The sequence below is a fragment of the Arthrobacter sp. SLBN-122 genome, assembly GCF_006715165.1.
In the GTDB taxonomy this organism is placed as follows: Bacteria; Actinomycetota; Actinomycetes; order Actinomycetales; family Micrococcaceae; genus Arthrobacter.
Genome location: NZ_VFMS01000001.1, coordinates 3,490,420 through 3,509,225, shown reverse-complemented (window position 1 = coordinate 3,509,225; position 18,806 = coordinate 3,490,420). Strand labels below are relative to the sequence as shown.

General features: G+C 66.4%; 19 protein-coding genes. 7 read left to right on the top strand and 12 right to left on the bottom strand.

Annotated elements, in window-relative coordinates; all coding sequences use genetic code 11:
• Window positions 1–4: 4 nt before the first annotated feature.
• On the top strand, window positions 5–1,474 hold the full coding sequence (locus FBY36_RS16135; protein WP_142121006.1) for a lipase maturation factor family protein: 1,470 nt from the start codon (window positions 5–7) through the stop codon (window positions 1,472–1,474).
• A 13-nt stretch (window positions 1,475–1,487) separates the two neighbouring features.
• Here FBY36_RS16135 and FBY36_RS16130 read toward each other — a convergent pair whose 3' ends face one another.
• The 7 genes from FBY36_RS16130 to FBY36_RS16100 are packed head-to-tail and all read right to left on the bottom strand — an operon-like array spanning window position 1,488 to window position 9,528.
• Window positions 1,488–2,327, bottom strand: coding sequence for an HpcH/HpaI aldolase/citrate lyase family protein (locus tag FBY36_RS16130; RefSeq protein WP_142121004.1), 840 nt, complete (start codon window positions 2,325–2,327; stop codon window positions 1,488–1,490).
• Window positions 2,324–2,881, bottom strand: coding sequence for a MaoC family dehydratase (locus FBY36_RS16125; protein ID WP_142121002.1), 558 nt, complete (start codon window positions 2,879–2,881; stop codon window positions 2,324–2,326). The genes FBY36_RS16130 and FBY36_RS16125 overlap by 4 nt, the downstream gene beginning before the upstream one ends.
• Complete coding sequence (locus FBY36_RS16120; protein WP_142121000.1) at window positions 2,878–3,645, bottom strand: CoA transferase subunit B; 768 nt, start codon at window positions 3,643–3,645, stop codon at window positions 2,878–2,880. The genes FBY36_RS16125 and FBY36_RS16120 overlap by 4 nt, the downstream gene beginning before the upstream one ends.
• 2 nt (window positions 3,646–3,647) lie before the next feature.
• Window positions 3,648–4,439 carry a CoA transferase subunit A gene (locus tag FBY36_RS16115; protein ID WP_142120998.1) on the bottom strand — a complete coding sequence of 264 codons (792 nt, stop codon included), beginning with the start codon at window positions 4,437–4,439 and terminating at the stop codon, window positions 3,648–3,650.
• Window positions 4,440–4,474: 35 nt separating this feature from the next.
• Entirely contained in the window at window positions 4,475–5,638 is a 1,164-nt protein-coding gene (locus FBY36_RS16110) for an acyl-CoA dehydrogenase family protein (RefSeq protein WP_142120996.1), read from the bottom strand.
• A gap of 1 nt (window position 5,639) precedes the next feature.
• Complete coding sequence (locus FBY36_RS16105; protein WP_235008870.1) at window positions 5,640–7,907, bottom strand: ATP-binding protein; 2,268 nt, start codon at window positions 7,905–7,907, stop codon at window positions 5,640–5,642.
• 13 nt (window positions 7,908–7,920) lie between these two features.
• Window positions 7,921–9,528 (bottom strand): carboxyl transferase domain-containing protein, encoded by a 1,608-nt coding sequence (locus FBY36_RS16100; RefSeq protein WP_142120993.1) that lies wholly within the window; start codon window positions 9,526–9,528, stop codon window positions 7,921–7,923.
• 161 nt (window positions 9,529–9,689) lie between these two features.
• Between FBY36_RS16100 and FBY36_RS16095 the strand changes: the two genes are divergently transcribed.
• Window positions 9,690–10,343 (top strand): SACE_7040 family transcriptional regulator, encoded by a 654-nt coding sequence (locus FBY36_RS16095; RefSeq protein WP_142122676.1) that lies wholly within the window; start codon window positions 9,690–9,692, stop codon window positions 10,341–10,343.
• Window positions 10,344–10,357: 14 nt separating this feature from the next.
• Here FBY36_RS16095 and FBY36_RS16090 read toward each other — a convergent pair whose 3' ends face one another.
• Genes FBY36_RS16090 through pdhA form a run of 3 tightly spaced genes read right to left on the bottom strand, consistent with a single transcriptional unit; the run spans window position 10,358 to window position 13,958 of the window.
• The gene (locus FBY36_RS16090; RefSeq protein ID WP_235008869.1) at window positions 10,358–11,770 is read right to left on the bottom strand and encodes a dihydrolipoamide acetyltransferase family protein; all 1,413 of its coding nucleotides are present in this window, start codon (window positions 11,768–11,770) and stop codon (window positions 10,358–10,360) included.
• An 8-nt stretch (window positions 11,771–11,778) separates the two neighbouring features.
• A complete protein-coding gene (locus FBY36_RS16085; protein ID WP_142120989.1) occupies window positions 11,779–12,789 on the bottom strand; it encodes an alpha-ketoacid dehydrogenase subunit beta in 1,011 nt (336 codons plus the stop codon).
• The gene (gene pdhA, locus FBY36_RS16080; RefSeq protein ID WP_142120987.1) at window positions 12,789–13,958 is read right to left on the bottom strand and encodes a pyruvate dehydrogenase (acetyl-transferring) E1 component subunit alpha; all 1,170 of its coding nucleotides are present in this window, start codon (window positions 13,956–13,958) and stop codon (window positions 12,789–12,791) included. The genes FBY36_RS16085 and pdhA overlap by 1 nt, the downstream gene beginning before the upstream one ends.
• Window positions 13,959–14,151: 193 nt before the next feature.
• Here pdhA and FBY36_RS16075 point away from each other — a divergent pair, with 193 nt between their 5' ends.
• From FBY36_RS16075 to FBY36_RS20905, 5 genes are all read left to right on the top strand, one after another.
• A complete protein-coding gene (locus tag FBY36_RS16075) occupies window positions 14,152–14,625 on the top strand; it encodes an Lrp/AsnC family transcriptional regulator (RefSeq protein ID WP_142120985.1) in 474 nt (157 codons plus the stop codon).
• A 175-nt stretch (window positions 14,626–14,800) separates the two neighbouring features.
• A complete protein-coding gene (locus tag FBY36_RS16070) occupies window positions 14,801–15,346 on the top strand; it encodes a hypothetical protein (RefSeq protein ID WP_142120983.1) in 546 nt (181 codons plus the stop codon).
• A 139-nt stretch (window positions 15,347–15,485) separates the two neighbouring features.
• The gene (locus FBY36_RS16065) at window positions 15,486–15,890 is read left to right on the top strand and encodes a DUF4383 domain-containing protein (protein ID WP_142120981.1); all 405 of its coding nucleotides are present in this window, start codon (window positions 15,486–15,488) and stop codon (window positions 15,888–15,890) included.
• 77 nt (window positions 15,891–15,967) lie between these two features.
• A complete protein-coding gene (locus FBY36_RS20910; RefSeq protein ID WP_235008868.1) occupies window positions 15,968–16,252 on the top strand; it encodes a hypothetical protein in 285 nt (94 codons plus the stop codon).
• 71 nt (window positions 16,253–16,323) lie between these two features.
• On the top strand, window positions 16,324–16,587 hold the full coding sequence (locus FBY36_RS20905) for a hypothetical protein (protein WP_235008867.1): 264 nt from the start codon (window positions 16,324–16,326) through the stop codon (window positions 16,585–16,587).
• 114 nt (window positions 16,588–16,701) lie between these two features.
• Here the strand turns inward: FBY36_RS20905 and FBY36_RS16055 are convergent, their stop codons facing one another.
• Both FBY36_RS16055 and FBY36_RS16050 read right to left on the bottom strand, forming a co-directional pair.
• Window positions 16,702–18,318: a solute symporter family protein gene (locus FBY36_RS16055; protein WP_142120979.1), complete on the bottom strand. Its 1,617-nt coding sequence runs from the start codon at window positions 18,316–18,318 to the stop codon at window positions 16,702–16,704.
• Window positions 18,315–18,695: a DUF485 domain-containing protein gene (locus FBY36_RS16050; protein ID WP_142120976.1), complete on the bottom strand. Its 381-nt coding sequence runs from the start codon at window positions 18,693–18,695 to the stop codon at window positions 18,315–18,317. The genes FBY36_RS16055 and FBY36_RS16050 overlap by 4 nt, the downstream gene beginning before the upstream one ends.
• Window positions 18,696–18,806 lie beyond the last annotated feature (111 nt).

Below are 18,806 nucleotides of genomic sequence, written 5' to 3'. Positions count from 1 at the left end.
TTGCGTGGACTGGCTCACCTGGTTTGATGCGCCGGAGTACGAATTCGCCCGGCAGGTGCTGCAGCGGGGCGTCGCTGCACTGTATCTCGTTGCGTTTCTGTCAACGCTGAACCAGTTTCCCGCCCTGCTCGGCGAGCGCGGCCTACTTCCGGTACCCGATTTCCTTGCGGCGTTCACCCGCCTGCGCCGCCCCACCCTGTTCCGCTGGCGGTACTCGGACCGGCTGCTTCGCGGCGTCTGCGCTGCCGGTTTGGTGGTGTCTGCGCTGCTCGTGGCCGGAATACCGCAAACGGGCCCGCCGTGGGTTCCACTGATCGCTTTCCTGGTCCTGTGGCTGCTGTATATGTCGGTGGTGAACGTGGGCCAGACGTTCTACGGGTTCGGCTGGGAAATGCTGCTCCTTGAGGCGGGCTTCACCGTCGCATTCCTGGGTTCCAACCAAACGGAGCCGCCGCGGACCATCCTGATCCTGATCGTGTGGCTGGTGTTCCGGCTGGAATTCGGTGCGGGCATGATCAAGATTCGCGGTGGCCGGGAATGGCGGGACCTGACGGCGCTGTACTACCACCATGAAACCCAGCCCATGCCCGGCCCCCTCAGCCGGCAGGCGCATCTCCTGCCCAAGCCGCTGCACCGCATCGAGGTGGTGGGCAACCACATCGCCCAGCTGGTGGTGCCGTTCCTGCTCTTCGCTCCGCAGCCCGTGGCCGGTGTGGCGGCGGGGGTGGTCATCGTTACCCAGTTGTGGCTGGTGGCCAGCGGCAACTTCGCCTGGCTGAACTGGATGGCCATCGTGCTGGCGTTCGCCGCGGTCAGTGATCCTGTGGCGCACGCGGTGATACCGGCCATCCCGGCGGACTGGGACGCCGCCATGGGAGGCCGTCAGGAGTCGCCGCTTTGGTGGCTGGCCATCACGCTGGCGGCGTCCGTCCTGTTGCTGGTGCTGAGCTATTGGCCACTTCGCAACCTGTTCTCCCGGCGGCAGCTGATGAATGCCAGTTTCAACCGGTGGCAGCTGGTGAACGCTTACGGCGCGTTCGGCACGGTGACCAAGCAGCGCATCGAGGTGGTGGTGGAAGGCACCCTGGATGATGACCCTGATGACAGCTCCGGCTGGCGGGAGTACGGCTTCAAGGGCAAGCCCGGTGATGTGCGCCGGATTCCCCGGCAGTGGGCCCCCTACCACCTACGGCTGGACTGGCTGATGTGGTTCCTGCCGTTGCGCACCGTCCATGAGGAATGGTTCTACGCGTTCCTTGCCAAGCTGCTGGCGGCGGACCGGCAGATGCTTCGCCTCCTCAGGCATGACCCGTTCGACGGCGCCGCGCCGCGCTGGGTGCGCGTACGCACCTTCCACTACCGCTTCGCCACCCGGAAGGAGTTCCGGGAGACAGGGAACCGCTGGGTACGGACGCTGCTCTACGAGCCCATCCCGCCCACGTCCCTGCGCCGGCAGCACGGACGGCAACGGTAGCCGGACCGTCCCGCTATGCTTTGGCAGCGGCGCGGCGGACGATCTCCTGGGCGTGCTTGAGGATGGGTCCGTCGATCATCTTCCCCTGGTACTGGAACACTCCCGATCCGGCTGACGCTGCGGCCTCCAGGAGGGCAGCAGCTGCCGCCACCTCGCCTTCCGAGGGTGCGTAGGCTTTGCGGACCACCGCCGCCTGGCTGGGATGGATGCAGGCTTTTGAGCTGAAGCCCGAAGCCACAGCGTCGGCCGCTTCGGCAGCCAGTCCATTGAGGTCGGGGATGTTGGTGTACACCGCGTCCACCGCTTCCTTGCCGTAGGCGCGGGCCGCCAGCAGGACGGCGGAGCGGGCATGCAGGGCCACGGCCCGGTAGCCGCCGTCGTCCTTACGGCTGGATGTACCTCCCAGGCTGGCCAGCAGATCCTCGGCGCCCCACATCAGGCCCACCACGTTGGGAGCGGCGGCGATAGCCGGCGCATTGAGCACGCCGAGCGCCGTTTCGCAGAGGGCAATCACCTGGTAGCCCTCCAGCGCCTTGAGCTGTTCGGCCGATTCGGCCTTGGCCAGCATCACCGTACGGTACGGCGTATGGGCCAGGCAGTGCAGGTCCTTTTCAAACTCCTCGGTGCCCACGGGGTTCACCCTCACGATGGTGCAACTGGGTTCAAGCTCCGGTTCCACGCCCGTGGTTCCCAACTGCGCCAGGATGGCACCCCTGGCGCGCTGCTTGTCCGCCGGCGCCACGGCGTCTTCAAGGTCCAGGATCACGGCGTCCGCCCTCGCGGCGGCTTTCTGGTAGCGCTCCGGCCGGTCGGCGGGGCAGAACAGCAGCGCGGGGCCCATTACGAAAGTCATACCGGCATTGTCTCCTGTCCGGCGTCCTGCGCCTGGCGGTGGGCTTCATGCGTCCACATCAGGCAACTTCGGGTGGCCCGGGCCACCACGGTTCCGTCCTGGTTGCGCCCGGTGTGCTCCATGGTCACGATGCCTTGGCCGGGGCGTGAGGACGACAGCCGCTTGCCGGTGACGGCCGTCTCCGTGTACAGCGTGTCGCCGTGATACAGGGGGTGCGGGAACGTGACGTCCGTCAGGCCCAGCTGGGCGATGATGGTCCCCTGGGTGAGCTGGGTGACGGACTGGCCCACCATGGTGGCAAGGGTGAACATCGAGTTCACCAGCCGCTGGCCAAAGGGCTGCCCGGCGCTCCAGGCGGCGTCCAGGTGCAGCGCCTGGGTGTTCATGGTGAGCGTGGAGAAGAGGACGTTGTCGGTTTCGGTCACGGTGCGTCCTGGACGGTGGGCGTACAGCACGCCTTCCTCCAGTTCGTCAAAGTACAGCCCGCGCTGTTCGATGACCCTCCTGCCGCCGTCGTCCTCCTGCCGGGACGCCGGACCGTTTCCGTCAGTCATACGGTGAGTTCCCGGTCTTCCTCGAACAGGTCCGCGCCGGTGGCCGCCACCACGTCCTCGGCAGAGACGTTGGGGGCCAGTTCGCGCAGCACCAGGCGTGAGTCGCCGTTGTCCTTCACGACATCAATGACGGCGAGGTCGGTGATGATCCGGTCCACACAGCCCTTGCCGGTCAGCGGCAGTGAGCATCGCTGGACGATCTTCGGGTTGCCGTTGCGGTCCACATGCTCCATCATCACGATGACCCGCTTGGCACCGAACACCAGGTCCATGGCCCCTCCCATGCCTTTGACCATCTTGCCCGGGATCATCCAGTTGGCCAGGTCCCCGTTGGCCGCAACCTCCATGGCGCCCAGGACGGCGAGGTCCACGTGGCCACCGCGGATCATGCCAAAGGATGTTGCCGAATCGAAGAACGCTGCGCCCCTGTTGACCGTCACGGTTTCCTTGCCGGCGTTGATCAGGTCCGGATCCACCGCGTCCTCAGCGGGGTACGGGCCGACGCCGAGGATCCCGTTCTCGGAGTGCAGCACCACCTCCACTCCGGCGGGAATGTAGTTAGGGATCAGGGTGGGCATCCCGATGCCAAGGTTCACGTACTGGCCGTTGCGGAGCTCCCTGGCCACCCGTGCGGCGAGTTCGTTGCGCGTCCAGCCCTTGGCGCCGGTCCCGTCAGGTGGCGTCTCATGCTGTTGTCCTGCCGCCCGGCGGTATTCAGGGCGGACGCCTTCCGGCCGCGGTGCGAAGGGGCTGTTCGGGTCCATAGCTAAGCTCCTGCCTGCTGGTTGGTGCCGCGCTCCTGTGCCGGGGCCAGCGCCACTGTCCGCTTTTCGATCCGTTTCTCCCCGTGCGCGGCCAGGACCACGCGTTGGACGAAGATGCCGGGGGTGTGGATGTGTTCGGGGTCCAGCTCGCCGGGCTCCACGAGTTCCTCCACCTCGGCGATAGTGATCCTGCCTGCCATGGCGCAAAGGGGGTTGAAGTTCATGGCGGTGGCGTGGAAGACGAGGTTCCCGTGGCGGTCGCCCTTCCAGGCGTGGACCAGTCCGAAGTCAGGGATGAGGGATTCTTCCAGGACGTAGTCCACTCCCCCGAAGGACCGCACTTCCTTCGGGGCGGAGGCAACCGCGATGCCTCCGTTGGCGTCGTACTTTTGCGGCAGGCCGCCGTCGGACACCTGCGTGCCCACCCCCGCCTTGGTGTAGAACGCCGGGATGCCCGCCCCGCCCGCACGCAGCTTTTCGGCCAGCGTGCCCTGCGGCGTGAGCACCACTTCGAGCTCACCGGCGAGGTACTGGCGTGCGAATTCCTTGTTCTCGCCCACATAGGAGCTGATGGTGCGGCGGATGCGCCCGTCCCGCAGCAGGATGCCCAACCCCCAGTCGTCGACGCCGCAGTTGTTGCTGACGGTTTCCAGGCCGGAGGTGCCCGCGCGGTGCAGGGCGTCGATCAGGGCAACGGGAATTCCACAGAGGCCGAATCCACCCACCGCCAGGGAGGCGCCGTCCGGGATGTCTGCAACCGCCTCGTCAGCGCTGGCAACAACCTTGTCAATCATCAGTGATCCTCTCAGGCCGGCTACAGTCCCAGTTTCTAAAGACCCAGTTCGCGGGCGATCAGCATCAGCTGGACCTCCGTGGTGCCCTCCCCCACTTCAAGGATCTTGGAGTCGCGGTAGTGGCGTGCCACGGTGAACTCGTTGATGAAGCCATAGCCGCCGAATACCTGGGTGGCATCCCGCGCATTGTCCATGGCCGCCTCGCCTGCGACCATCTTAGCGATGGCCGCCTGGGTCTTGAACGGCTTGCCGGCAAGCATCCGGAAGGCGGCGTCGTAGTACGCCAGGCGGGCGGTATGGGCCCGTGCTTCCATGCGGGCGATCTTGAAGGAAATGGCCTGATACTTGCCGATTTCCTGGCCGAACGCCCTGCGCTCGCTGGCGTATTTGACCGAGAGATCCACGCAGCCCTGGGCGGCGCCCGTGGCCAGCGCGGCGATGGCGATGCGGCCCTCATCGAGGATGGACAGGAAGTTGGCATAGCCGCGGCCTTCAGCACCAAGCAAGTTCGCTTCAGGGACCCGCACGTCCTTCAAGGTGAGGGGGTGGGTGTCTGAAGCATTCCAGCCCACCTTGTTGTACGGCTTTTCCGCCTTGAAGCCCGGTGTGTCGGTAGGCACCAGGATGGTGGAGATCTCCTTTTGCACGCTGCCATCCGCGCGCTCCTTTTGCCCGGTGACGGCGGTAACAGTGACCAGCCGGGTGATGTCCGTTCCGGAGTTGGTAATGAACTCCTTGTTGCCGTTGATGACCCAGTTCCCGTCCTGGCGCCGGGCGTGGGTCTTGGTCCCGCCGGCATCCGAACCGGCCTCGGGCTCGGTGAGGCCAAAGCCGGCGAGCGCCTGGCCGGACGCCAGCATGGGCAGCCACTCCTGCTTCTGCTCCTCGGTCCCGAAGCGGTAGACGGGCATGGCGCCCAGGGAAACGCCTGCTTCCAGGGTGATGGCTACGGACTGGTCCACCCGGCCAAGCTGCTCCAGCGCCAGGGCCAGGGCGAAGTAGTCCCCGCCCATGCCGCCGTATTCCTCAGGGAAGGGCAGCCCGAACAGGCCCATCTCCGCCATCTGCTTCACCACTTCGTAGGGGAAGCTGTGCTCTTCGTCGTGTTTGGCCGATACCGGGGCGACTACTTCGTCGGCGAATTCCCGGACGGTGTTGCTGAGGTCCTGGTATTCCTCGCTGAGTTCAAATCCGGACATTTCAGGCTCCTTCGCCTTGGTCTGCAGCAGTGTCTGATGCTGTGCCTGTTGCTGTTTCTGTTCTGGGAATTTTTGTGCCGGCGGCAGCGGGATGGATGGTGGCCAGCACCTGGTCGGCCTTCACCAGGTCTCCCGTACGGGCCGCCAAGTGCACGGTCCCTGCCAGCGGGGCCACCAGGTGGTGCTCCATCTTCATGGCTTCCACGGACACCAGGACGTCCCCTGCCTGGACCGTGTCCCCGTCAGCTACCGGGACGGCCACGACGGTTCCGGGCATCGGCGAGCGCACCTCCGGGTCGGCTGCCCCTTCCTGCCGCTGGATGGCTGCCAGCACGCGTTCCAGCCGTGCCTCGCGGGTCAGGACATCGAGCCGGCAGGACCAGCCGTCGTTGCCGAGGTAGAGCTGTGCGGGGCCGGCGGGCACAGGGTTGTCCCAGGTCGGGGCGGCGGCTCCGGAATACACCGGTGCCAGCCGGTAGGCGTGGCGCCCGCCGTCCAGGTCGAGTTCGATGCTTTTCCGGCCGGACCACTGCAGCGAGGCTGTCTGCCGCGGGCCGCCGTCGACGGCGACCACGGCCTTGTCCCCCGCATTGGGACTGCCGGTGACCTGCACCGTCACCACGCCGCCGTCGGGCGTTCCCAGGCTGACGCGGCGTGGCGCCGGCGCGCCGAGGCGCCAGCCATTCCTGCCCTGCCAGGGCCCGCTCCCCGGGGAAGGGTTGTCCTGCGCGTCCAGGGACAACGCGTAGAGCGCGGCGGCCACCAGCTCGGGGTTGTCGATGCGGCGGAAATCCAGCCCGGGCAGCTTCCGTTCGATCAGGCCGGTGTCCAGATGCCCTGCCTGGACGTCGGGGTCGTTGACCAGGAGCCGCAGGTACTCCACATTGGTCTCGATGCCCAGCGCCGTGTAGCCGGATAAAGCCTGGTCCAGCGTGGACAGGGCCGCAGCGCGGTCCCCGGCCCAGGCGATCACCTTGGAAACCATGGGATCGTAGTGTGCCGACAGCTCCAGGCCTTCCACCAGGGAGGAGTCCACCCGGACCCGGCCCTGTGCTGTCCCGGTTTCGTTGCGTGCGGGGGCGCTGGGACGCTGCGCCGGGCCCGGCAGTTCATCGAGCACCAGCACGGTCCCGGTGGACGGGAGGAAGTTCTTCTCGGGCACCTCGGCGTAGACCCTGGCCTCCACGGCGTGGCCGGACAGCTCCACCTCAGCCTGCCGGACGGTCAGCTCCACACCCGCGGCGATCCGCACCTGCCATTCCACCAGGTCGATGCCCGTGACCATTTCGGTGACCGGGTGTTCCACCTGCAGCCTGGTGTTCATCTCCATGAAGAAGAACTCGTCCGGCGCGTCATCGGAGACCAGGAATTCAACCGTCCCCGCACCCACATAGTTGACGCTGCGGGCCGCGTTGCAGGCGGCCTCGCCGATGCGGGCGCGCACTTCGGGCCCGTTGGGAAGGCCCTCCAGCAGGGGTGACGGGGCTTCCTCGATGACTTTTTGGTGCCGGCGCTGCAGGGAGCATTCGCGCTCGCCGAGGTGGATGACGTTGCCGTGGCCGTCCGCCAGCACCTGCACCTCGATGTGCCGCGGGGTGGTCACCAGGCGTTCCAGGAACAGGGTGTCGTCACCGAACGCGGCGGCGGCCACGCGCCGCGCCGTGGCCAGGGCGGCGGGCAGGTCCGCCGGTTTCCCGACGGCATGCATCCCCTTGCCGCCACCGCCCGCGGACGGCTTGATGAGCAAGGGAAAGCCGACGGCGGCTGCGGCCTCCATCAGTTCGCTGTCCGTCATACCGGGCTTGGCGATGCCGGGGACGACGGGCACGCCGTAACCTGACACGTGGTTCTTGGCGCGGATCTTGTCACCCATGACATTCAGCGCTTCAACGCCCGCGCCGATGAACGTGAGGCCGGCTTTCTCCAGGGCCCGGGCGAAGTCCACGTTCTCGCTCAGGAAACCGTAGCCGGGGTGGACCGCTTCGGCCCCGGACTGCCGGCATGCCTCCACGATTGCGTCAGCGTTCAGGTAGCTTTCGGTGGCCGCGGCGGGGCCGATCCGGACGGAAGCGTCCGCTTCGCGCACGTGCCGGGCGCCGGCGTCGGCATCGCTGTAAACGGCCACCGAACGGATGCCCAGGTGCCGCAGCGTGCGGATGACGCGGCAGGCGATTTCGCCGCGGTTGGCCACCAGTACGGTGCTGAAGAGGGGCTTGCCGGGTGCCACCGCGGCGGAAGCCGTGCTGGTTGTGGCTGCGTTGGTTTTCATTGTCATTCCTGGCTCACATCCGGAAGAGGCCGAAGGAGGTCCCCGGCAGGGGGGTGCGGGAGACGACCTCGAGGGCCAGGCCCAGGACGGTGCGGGTATCGGCGGGATCGATGACGGCGTCATCCCACAGCCGGGCGGTGGAGTAGTAGGGGCTGCCTTGGTCCTCATACTGCTGCCGGATGGGTGCCTTGAAGGCTTCCTCGTCCCCTGCCGGCCAGTCCTCACCCGCTGCTTCATACTGGTCCCGCTTCACGGTGGCCAGCACGCTGGCGGCCTGGTTGCCGCCCATCACGGAGATCCGGGCTGCGGGCCACATCCACAGGAACCTCGGCGAGTAGGCGCGGCCGCACATGGAGTAGTTTCCCGCCCCGAAGGAGCCGCCTATCACCACCGTCAGCTTGGGCACCCGCACGGTGGCAACGGCGGTCACCATCTTGGCGCCGTTCTTGGCGATGCCACCCTGCTCGGCGTCCCTGCCCACCATGAAGCCGGAGATGTTCTGCAGGAAGACCAGCGGAATCCCCCGCTGGTCGCACAGCTCAATGAAGTGCGCACCCTTGAGCGACGACTCGCTGAACAGCACGCCGTTGTTGGCCACGATCCCCACCGGGTGCCCGTGGATCCGGGCGAATCCTGTGACCAGGGTGGTGCCGTACTCCTTTTTGAACTCATGGAACCGGCTGCCGTCCACGAGGCGCGCAATAACCTCGTGGACGTCATACGGCGCGTTGACGTCCGTAGGCACGGCACCATAGAGCGCGTCCGGGTCCACGGCAGGTTCGACGGCGGGTTCCACCTGCCAGGCAGGCGCGGCGGGCGGCGGCAGGGTGGAGACAATGTCCCTGACGATCTGGAGGGCATGTTCGTCGTTCTCGGCGAGGTGGTCGGTCACGCCCGAGACCCGGGAGTGCACCTCGCCGCTGCCCAGTTCCTCGGCGGTGACGATTTCCCCGATTGCCGCCTTCACCAGCGGCGGTCCGCCCAGGAAGATGGTGCCCTGGTTTCGGACGATGACGGTTTCGTCGCTCATGGCCGGGACGTAGGCGCCGCCGGCCGTGCAGGACCCCATGACGGCAGCGATCTGTGGAATTTTGGCGGCGGACAGACGCGCCTGGTTGTAGAAGATCCGGCCAAAGTGGTCCTTGTCTGGAAAGACTTCGTCCTGCTTGGGCAGGAAGGCCCCGCCGGAATCCACCAGGTAGATGCAGGGAAGGCCGTTCTCCAGGGCGATCTCCTGGGCACGGAGGTGCTTCTTCACCGTCATGGGGTAGTACGTGCCGCCCTTAACGGTGGCGTCGTTGGAGATGACCAGGACCTGCCGGCCGTGCACCAGGCCGATGCCGGCGATGACTCCTGCGCCGGGTGCCTCGTCACCGTACATCCCGTTCGCCGCCAGGGGTGCGATCTCCAGGAACGGGCTGCCCTCATCCAGCAGTTGGTCGATCCGGTCCCGCGGCAGCAGCTTGCCCCGGGCCACGTGCCGGTCCCGCGACTTCTGGGGCCCGCCCAGCGCTGCATCCGCCAGCCGCTTCCGCAGTTCCCCGGCGAGCGCCGACTGCGCTTCCCGGTTGGCGCGGAAGGCCTCGCTTGCGGGGTCAAGCCGGGTGGCCAGGGTCTCCATTGACGGTCCGTCCTTGTCTGTGCCGGGCCGGCTTTACTGCCAACTCGGTTAGTGACTAATAACTGAAATTCAGGTTAGTCTCGATTAACTGTGATGTCCAACACACGGCCGCCTTGGTAGAATCTGCGTCGGTCCGAGGAGGAAAAGTGTCCAGCAATACTGTGCAGCCGGTACCTGCCGCCCAGCCCGTTCCAACGACCCACTCCGTTCCAACGACCCAGCGCGGCAAGGCCAAGGAGAACCGGCGGCAGGCTTTGCTGTCCGCTGCGGCTTCACTGTTCGCGCTGAACGGCTTCAACCGCGTTTCGCTGGAGGATCTTGGCGCGGCGGCAGGGGTCAGCGGCCCCGCGGTCTACCGCCACTTTCCCGGAAAGCAGGCCGTCCTGGCCGATCTCCTGGTCACCGTGAGCCAGGAACTGCTGGACGGCGGCCGCCAGGTGGTGGACACCGCGCCGGATCCCCTGGCTGCCCTGCGCCGGCTGGTGGAGTTCCAGGTGGATTTCGCACTCGGCAAGCCGGACGTGATCCGGGTGCAGGACCGTGACTTCAGCAATTTGTCGGAGCAGGACCAGTCCGCGGTGCGTACCCTGCAGCGCAGCTACGTGGAGGTGTGGGTGGACATTCTGGCGAGGGTCCACCCGGGAACCGATGCGGCTGAGCTGCGGATGCGTGCCCACGCCACGTTCGGCCTGATCAATTCCACCCCGCACTCGGTCCGGAGCCATGGCAGGAGGCTGGCGGCCGGAGCGGCCCGCCCGCTGCTCGAGCGGATGGCACTGGCAGCGCTGATGGTGGACAGCGCGCCCGCCCCCTAGCTTGGAGCAGGCCGCTAGACCATCGCGATGACCATCCCGGGTTCGGCCAGGATGGCCCCGACGTCGGCCAGGAACCGGGACCCCTGCTCGCCGTCCACCAAGCGGTGATCGAAGGACAGGCTGAGCGTGAGCACCTGGCGCAGCGCCACCTCGCCTTTGTACTCCCACGGCATGGTCCGGACCGCGCCCAGGCCAAGGATCGCCGCCTCCCCGGGATTGAGGATGGGGGTACCCGCATCGATCCCGAAGACGCCGATGTTGGTGATGGAAATGGTGCCGCCGGCAAGGTCTGCGGGCGTGGTCTTGCCTGCCCTGGCCGTATCTGCGAGCGCCGTCAGCGCCTGCGCCAGCTGCGGGAGCGCCATGGCGTCGGCGTCCTTGATGTTGGGGACTGTGAGTCCGCGGGGGGTGGCCGCTGCAATGCCCAGGTTCACGTAGTTGAAGGTGACAATCTCCTGGTTGTCCCCGTCCCAGCGGGAATTCAGCGCCGGGTTCCGCCGCAGGGCCACCAGGACGGCCTTGGCGGCGAGCGTCAGCGGGCTGAGCCTGGTTCCGGCGAAGTCCCTGCTGTTCTTGAGTTTTGCCAGCAGCTCAAGGCTGGGCGTGACATCAACGGTGAGGAATTCGGTGGCATGCGGCGCGGTGAAGGCGCTTTGGACCATTGCCGCCGCAGTGTGCTTGCGCACGCCCTTGATGGGAGTCCGGGTCTCCCGCTCCCCCGTCCGGGTTCCACCGGATACCGTCACCTGCCCTGCCGTGGCCCCGGCAGGTTCTCCTGCATGCCCCGCAAAGCCCTGCACGTCTTCCCGCGTGATCAACCCGCCGGGACCGGTGCCGGTTACCTGCGTGAGGTCCACGCCCAGGTCCTTGGCCAGCTTCCGGACAGGAGGCGTGGACCGGGGGCGCTCCGCGTGGTGATCTTCGGCTGGCCTGGTCTCCATGGGGATGGAGTGGACGGGCTTGTCTTCCACGTGCTCAACCACGTGGGGCCGGATTGCGGCTGGCTCCACGGGGGCAAGCTTCCGCGGCCGGCGGGTTGGCCGGCCGGAAGCTTCCACGACGGCGCCGTACCCCACCAGGTTGGGTTCCCGCTTCAGGCTTTCCCCTGCCTTCGGCGTTTCCCCGGCGGACTCCCCCGCCCCGGGCTCAAAGGCGCCGGACCGTGGTGAAGGTGGCGCGCCGTCGTCGTCCGCCACCTCAAAGGAGACGATCGGCTTGCCCACCTCCACAACGGAACCGGGCTGTTCGTGGAGTTCCTTGATCACGCCGGCGAACGGCGACGGGAGCTCCACCACTGCCTTGGCGGTTTCCACTTCGGCGATGACCTGGCTCAGGCTCACGGTGTCGCCAACGTCCACTTTCCAGCTGAGGATTTCAGATTCTGTGAGTCCCTCGCCCAGGTCCGGGAGCCGGAATTCCTTGATCATGGTGGCGCTCATCCTTCCAGCCCGCTCAGGGAATTGGGGCGGCCCAGGGCGCGGTCCACGCCGTCCAGGATGCGGTCCAGGCCCGGCAGATGGTGCATTTCCAGTTTCGAGTACGGGTAGGGAATGTCGAATCCCGTCACCCTCACGGGAGCCGCCTCAAGGTGGTAGAAGCACCGCTCGGTGATGCTGGCTGCCACTTCCGCCCCCAGCCCGCCGGATTGCGCGGCCTCGTGCGTCACCACCAGGCGGCCGGTCTTCCGTACGGACGCCACCACAGGCTCATAATCCACGGGGGCCAGCGAGCGCAGGTCGATGACTTCAATGGAGATGCCCTCGTCGGCTGCGGCGGAGGCGGCGTCCAGGGCCGTCTTGACCAGGGGGCCGTAGGCCACCAGGGTCACGTCCCTGCCGTCGGTCAGGACCCTGGCCTTGTCCATGGGCAGGGCGGAACGCGGGTCCACTGACTCGTCCACTTCGCCTTTGTCGTGGTAGCGGCGCTTGGGCTCGAAGTACAGCACGGGGTCGTCGCAGGCGATGGCCTGCTGGATTACGGTGTAGGCGTCCTGCGGGTTGGCCACGGTGACCACCCGGAGGCCGGAGGTGTGGGTGAAGTAGGCTTCCGGCGATTCCGAGTGGTGCTCGGGCGAGCCGATGCCGCCGCCGAACGGGACCCTGATGGTGATGGGCATCCTGACGGCCCCGCGGGTACGGTAGTGCAGTTTGGCCACCTGGCTGACGATCTGGTCGAACGCCGGGTAGATGAAGCCGTCGAACTGGATTTCCACCACGGGACGGTAGCCGCGGTAGGCCAGGCCCACCGCGGTGCCCACAATGGCTGACTCCGCCAGCGGCGTGTCCACCACGCGGTGTTTGCCAAAGTCTTTCTGCAGGCCGTCCGTCACCCGGAACACGCCGCCCAGGGTACCGATGTCCTCGCCGAGGAGGACCACCTTGGAGTCGTTTTCCAGCGACTTGCGCAGCCCGGCATTGATGGCACGGGCAAAGGTCAACTGGGTCATCAGCGTGCACCTTCCTTGGAAACGGCTCCGTCGGGGTCCCCGAAGGTCGCCAGGTAACGGGCGTAATGGTCCTGCTGGCGTTCCAGCCAGGAATTGGGCGTGCTGTAGACGTGCTTGAAGATGTCCATGGGCCGGGGTTCCGGCATGGTGGTGCAGCCGCGGCGCATCTCCGATGCAACGGCGTCAGCTTTGTCCTTGACCTGCTGCTGCAGTTCCGCGGTCAGGATCCCCTTCCGGTCCAGGAGGCCGGCGAGCCGGGAGATGGGGTCCTTGGCGGCCCAGTCCTCCAGTTCGTTGGCGTCGCGGTAGCGGGTGGGATCATCTGCGGTGGTGTGGGGGCCCATGCGGTAACTGACGGCTTCGATGAAGGTGGGGCCGCCGCCACGGCGGGCCCGGTCAAGTGCCAGCCGGGTGGCAGCCATGACCGCCAGGACGTCATTGCCGTCCACGCGCAGGTTGGGGATGCCGAAACCGCAGGCCCGGTCCGCGAGCTGGATGTGGGACTGCAGGCGCACGGGCTCGGAGATGGCCCAGTGGTTGTTCGTGCAGAAGAAAACCACGGGGGCCTGGAAACTGGCGGCGAACACCATGGCCTCGTTGACGTCGCCCTCACTGGTGGCCCCGTCACCGAAGTAGGTCACGGCCACCGCGTCCGCGCCGTCATTCTGGATCCCCATGGCGTAGCCAGTGGCATGCAGTGTCTGGGCGCCGATGATGATCTGCGGCGTTGCCATGTTGATGCCGTAGGGGTCCCAGCCGCCGGACGCGTTTCCCCGCCACACCCGCAGTAGGTCCGTCAGGTCTACACCGCGGCAGTACGCCACACCGTTTTCGCGGTAGCTGGAGAAGACAAAGTCGTCCGCCCGCAACGCCCTGCCGGACCCGATCTGGGCTGCCTCCTGGCCCAGGAGCGGGGGCCACAGGGCCAGCTCACCCTGCCGCTGCAGGGCCGTGGCCTCCACGTCGATCCTGCGGATGACGGTCATGTCCTCGAAGAGGGAGCACAACTGATCGTCGGTAATGTCCCTGACCCAAAAATCGAATTCCGGGTGGCTGATGCGCTCACCCGACGGGGCGATCAGCTGGAGGAGATCCGGCCCCGTTCCGCCGGGGTTTCCTGCGATGTCGGGGGTTTGTGCGCCGCCAGGGCCCGTTTCGTCTGTAGACACGATTGCCGCAACCTTCGTACGTCGTTGACCTGTGGTTTTCGAAGCTTTTGGCCCTGCCGCCACCGGCCTTCCGGGCGTCATTGCCCCAGATACTGTGACCCTACTCACAATGGCCATCGGGTACAACCACTGCGGATCAAGTTGAGCAGAGTGCCCTATATGAGGCACTGGGACCGTGCTAGCGTTGCGCATTATGCGAGCTTTGGATGGCACTGACACCCGCCTGTTGGCAGCACTGGCACAGGATCCGCGCCGCACGGTGGTGGCCCTGGCGCAGAAGCTGGGCCTGTCCCGCAATACGGTCCAGGCGCGCATGGCCCAGCTGGAGAAAAAGCACGTCTTCCTGTCCTTCGAACGGCGCATCAATCCAGTCGCCCTGGGGTATCCGCTCATGGCTTTCATCTCCGTCCACGTGCAGCAGCAGAAGCTTGGGCACCTGGCGGAGGAAATCGCAGCCATCCCCGAGGTCCTGGAGGGTTACGGACTGACGGGCTCAGCAGACTTGCTGCTGCGCGTGGTGGCCAGGGATGCCGAGGACCTGTTCCGGATCAACGGCAAGATCCTTGCCTGCGATGGCGTGGAACGGGCTGACACCGCATTGGCCATGGGCGAACTGATCCCTTTCCGGGTGCAGCCCCTGCTGGACCGCGGTTCAGAAAGTGCATAGTTCAGAAGGGGCATAGTCCAGAAGGTGCTTAACGCCACCAGCGGACCTTCCACACATGCTGCACGCACGACGGCGGCAGGCGGGGTTATAGGCTTGGTTGCAGTCATCGCCGGGCCGGGAAGGGCCCGGGCCAGTTCGCCGGCGCCGCAGCGCCAGTTCCCGAAAGGCTCCACTTTTGAGCAGTTCCCAGGATCCGTACCAGCAGGGCCGGACGGGCTACACACCTCGGCAGTTGCCGCCGCTGCCGGAGCAGCCCGCCCCGTTCGGACTGCCGGGGGAACCGCCCCGGCAACGGAACCGTCGGAAGCTGTGGATCATTCTTGGCAGCCTCGGCGGGGTGCTGCTCCTGGTGATCCTCGGCGTCGTCATCCTGGTGAATGTGGTTGGCAGCGCAACCAACCAGGCCCGGGGACTCGCGGACGACTTCACCAGGAAGGTCATCGCCGGCGACACCTCCCGCGCCTACGACGAATACCTCGACCCGGCCCTGCAGAAACAGCTCTCCAAGGAAGCCTTCATCTCCGGGGTGAAGAGCCTGGAAATGGACAGCTCCTGCCAGCCCGCGTACAACGACCTTAAGGTCTCCACGGAGAACGGGATCAAGTCGGCGGAGGTGGTGGGCCAGATCAGCTGCACCGGCAAGAAAGTGGACCTGGCATACCGCTTCGAAGGCAAGGACAAGCCCCTCATGACCAACATTAAGCTGCGGCCGGCGGCCTAGACGGACAGGAAAGTGGAAAGGGTACTGATCTTTTTACCCATCCACCCACGGCCATGATCCGAATCTCTTCCGAGGGTCCCGCCCAGGGGCCTGTTGGTCCGGCGGGAACTGTTGCCCGCCCCATCGGAAGGAATTGGCCATGCGCAACTCACCCAACCGCCTCGTCGCCACCATTTTCGGAGCCGTCTACCTCCTGGTGGGCCTGCTGGGCTTCGCAGTCACGTCCGGCGTCGGCTTCGTTGCCACCGAGGGCGCGAACCTGATCATCTTCGAAGTCAACCCACTGCACAATGTCATCCACCTCGCCATCGGTGCCGCGCTTCTTTTTGCCGGGCTTCGCGGGACGGACAGTGCCCGCACGGTGAACGCGACGGTGGGCGCCGTTTACCTCCTGGTGGGCATCGTTGGACTGTTCCTGCTGAACTCGCCGCTGAACATCATCGCCCTGAACGGCGCCGACAACGTCCTCCACCTCGCCAGCGCCGTACTCCTCCTCGGCGTGGGCCTGTCCCTGGACAAGTCCCCCGCCGCCGCCCGGGCCTAGCCGTGGCGTCGCCGGGAATGGCCTCGCTCCGGCCGGCTGCCCCGGCTGGCCGGAGCGCACCAACAGCTCTGACAGCCGTGCCGGAGGCCCAGACGTCCCAAGCGGGCCCTGCCGTTCGCCTGCTCACCGGGTTCGCGGGCTTCGGAGCAGGATCGCTCAACCTGGCCATCTCGTCCAGTGTCTTTGCGGCATCAGCGGGACCTGCGGCGCCACCGGCCGTTTTTGCCGGCACGGTGGCCGGCGCCTGGGGACTGGCACTGCTGGCCGGCGCCGTGGTGTTCCTGGCCAGGGACCGGCTGGCTGGCGGGCCCGGGCGCGGTATGTACTGGCCGGCGCCGCCGCCGTCCACCTGGCCGCGATAGCATTCACGCCGATTGCCCCCGCCGCCGCCAACCTCAGCCTGACGCAGCTTTCGGCGCTGCTGCTCACGCTCATGATCATTGCATCGCTTGAGTGGCTCCAGCGGGCCGCCGTCCGGCAACGCGGTGATTTGCAGGACAGGGAACGGCAGCCGGTTCCAAGTGCTCCGGTGGGGACCGGAATGCGGCCTGGCCGGCTCCTGCTGGCAGCTTTCGCCGGCGCCGTCCTGGTGGCAGGAATAACGACGCCGGGCCTCGCCGCCTCCACGGCCGGCCAGCACGCCGTCCCGCACGGCAGCCACGGGAACCCCGGGCCGGACGACCACCACCGGCGCTGAACCTCCTCCCTGAAAGCCAGGGGGCACGGAAAGAGCCTCCAAGCCGCGGTCTGCGGCTGGAGGCTCCTTCCGTCTACGCCGGTAAAGCCGGCATATCGGTCAGTGGTCCACCTGTTAGTGGTCCACGGCCTTTTCGGCCCCGATGCCCGTAAGCGAGCGGACTTCCATTTCGGCCTGCTTGGCGGGATCTTCCTTCTTCTTGTCCAGGGTGGTCCCCAGCCACCCCAGGAAGAAGGCCAGCGGAATGGACACGATGCCCGGATTGCTCAGCGGGAAGAGGGCGAAGTTGGCGCCCGGGATCATCGAGGTCTTGGCTCCGGAAACCACCGGGGAGAACACGATGAGCAGGATCGCCGAGGCCAGGCCGCCGTACATGCTCCACACGGCGCCCTGGGTGGTGAACTTCCGCCAGAACAGCGAGTAGATGATGGTGGGCAGGTTGGCTGATGCAGCGACGGCGAAGGCCAGTGCCACCAGGAAGGCCACGTTCTGGCCGTTGGCAAAGATGCCGCCAAGGATGGCCAGGATGCCGATCACCACCACGGTGCGCCGGGCCACCCGGACTTCCGTGGCGGCGTCGGCCTTGCCCTTGGCGATGACGTTGGCGTAGATGTCATGCGCAAAGGAAGCGGCGGCCGTGATGGTCAGGCCTGCCACCACCGCCAGGATGGTGGCGAACGCCACCGCGGAGATGAAGCCGAGCAGCAGCGGGCCGCCCAGGTGGAAGGCCAGCAGCGGCGCGGCCGAGTTAACTCCGCCCGGGGCGCTCTTGATCGTGTCGGCACCCACCAACGCGGCGGCGCCGTAGCCCAGCACCAGCGTGAAGAGGTAGAACAGGCCGATGAGCCAGATGGACCAGACCACTGACTTGCGGGCTTCCTTGGCAGTGGGCACGGTGTAGAAGCGCATCAGGACGTGCGGCAGGGCTGCTGTGCCCAGGACCAGGGCGAGTCCCAGGGACATGAAGTCCAGCTTGGAGGTGTCCGACTTGCCGTACTGCAGGCCCGGGTTGAGGACGGCCGGGTTGTTGGCGGTCTCCACGGCGCCGCCCAGCAGGGCGGAGAGGTTGAAGCCGTAGATGGCAAGGACCCACAGGGTCATGACGGCGGCACCCGCGATCAGAAGCATGGCTTTGATTATCTGGACCCAGGTGGTGCCCTTCATGCCGCCGATCAGGACGTACATGATCATGAGGGCGCCGACGACGATGATCACCAGCGCCTGTCCGCCCCAGTCGCTGATGCCCAGCAGGAGCGAAATGAGGCTGCCGGCGCCGGCCATCTGGGCCAGCAGGTAGAAGAAGCAGACGGCAAGCGTGGAGATGGCTGCCGCGATCCGTACGGGGCGCTGCTTCAGCCGGAAGGAGAGCACATCCGCCATTGTGAACTTGCCGGTGTTGCGGAGAAGTTCAGCCACCAGCAGCAGCGCCACCAGCCAGGCCACCAGGAAGCCGATGGAGTACATGAACCCGTCATAGCCGTTGATGGCGATGGCGCCGGTGATGCCCAGGAAGGATGCTGCCGACAGGTAGTCGCCGGCAATGGCTGTGCCGTTCTGCGAGCCCGTGAAGGAGCGCCCGGCGGCGTAGTAGTCGGCGGCGGTCTTGTTGTTGCGGCTGGCCCGGAGCACGATCACCATGGTCACGGCCACAAACAGGCCGAAGATGCCCATGTTCAAAAGGGTGGTGTCCTTGAGGGCGGCGACGTCCACCGCAGCTGGAATTGTGATCATTTGTTGGTTCCGCCCACTCGGTTTCCGTCCTTATCGAATTCGTGGCCCTCGATCTCATGCCTGATTTCGGAGGCGATGGGGTCCAGCTTCCGGTTGGAGTAGTGCACGTACCAGCCGGTGATGGCGAAGGTGGAGATGAACTGGAGCAGGCCCAGGATCAGGCCGACGTTGATGTTGCCCCATACCTTGGTGGACATGAAGCCCACCGCGTAGTCGGCGAGCAGGACGTAGGCGAAGTACCACAGCAGGAAGGCCACTGCCATGGGGAAGACAAAGCTGCGGTGTCGCTTGCGCAATTCCTGGAACTGCCCGGTCGACTGGACTTGTTCGAAGTCCACGGACGCCGCTGCGTCCGGAGTATGGGCATCGTGACCCATCGTTCCTCCTCATTGAGATGTGACACCAATCACTCTGCCGTCCGTTGCCCTGTCCATTCCATAAGCTGGCCGCCACGGTCGCTCAACGGTTGCGATGCTGCGGCAAACGGC

What these genes read in the sequence shown, in the direction of transcription:
- FBY36_RS16090 (WP_235008869.1), bottom strand. Translation starts at nt 11,770, where the DNA reads ATGATCAAGGAATTCCGGCTCCCGGACCTGGGCGAGGGACTCACAGAA.
- FBY36_RS16050 (WP_142120976.1), bottom strand. Translation starts at nt 18,695, where the DNA reads ATGGGTCACGATGCCCATACTCCGGACGCAGCGGCGTCCGTGGACTTC.
- FBY36_RS16110 (WP_142120996.1), bottom strand. Translation starts at nt 5,638, where the DNA reads ATGTCCGGATTTGAACTCAGCGAGGAATACCAGGACCTCAGCAACACC.
- FBY36_RS16085 (WP_142120989.1), bottom strand. Translation starts at nt 12,789, where the DNA reads ATGACCCAGTTGACCTTTGCCCGTGCCATCAATGCCGGGCTGCGCAAG.
- FBY36_RS16120 (WP_142121000.1), bottom strand. Translation starts at nt 3,645, where the DNA reads ATGGACCCGAACAGCCCCTTCGCACCGCGGCCGGAAGGCGTCCGCCCT.
- FBY36_RS16055 (WP_142120979.1), bottom strand. Translation starts at nt 18,318, where the DNA reads ATGATCACAATTCCAGCTGCGGTGGACGTCGCCGCCCTCAAGGACACC.
- FBY36_RS16130 (WP_142121004.1), bottom strand. Translation starts at nt 2,327, where the DNA reads ATGACTTTCGTAATGGGCCCCGCGCTGCTGTTCTGCCCCGCCGACCGG.
- FBY36_RS16100 (WP_142120993.1), bottom strand. Translation starts at nt 9,528, where the DNA reads ATGGAGACCCTGGCCACCCGGCTTGACCCCGCAAGCGAGGCCTTCCGC.
- FBY36_RS16105 (WP_235008870.1), bottom strand. Translation starts at nt 7,907, where the DNA reads ATGAAAACCAACGCAGCCACAACCAGCACGGCTTCCGCCGCGGTGGCA.
- FBY36_RS16065 (WP_142120981.1), top strand. Translation starts at nt 15,486, where the DNA reads ATGCGCAACTCACCCAACCGCCTCGTCGCCACCATTTTCGGAGCCGTC.
- FBY36_RS16115 (WP_142120998.1), bottom strand. Translation starts at nt 4,439, where the DNA reads ATGATTGACAAGGTTGTTGCCAGCGCTGACGAGGCGGTTGCAGACATC.
- FBY36_RS16125 (WP_142121002.1), bottom strand. Translation starts at nt 2,881, where the DNA reads ATGACTGACGGAAACGGTCCGGCGTCCCGGCAGGAGGACGACGGCGGC.
- FBY36_RS16075 (WP_142120985.1), top strand. Translation starts at nt 14,152, where the DNA reads ATGCGAGCTTTGGATGGCACTGACACCCGCCTGTTGGCAGCACTGGCA.
- FBY36_RS20905 (WP_235008867.1), top strand. Translation starts at nt 16,324, where the DNA reads ATGATCATTGCATCGCTTGAGTGGCTCCAGCGGGCCGCCGTCCGGCAA.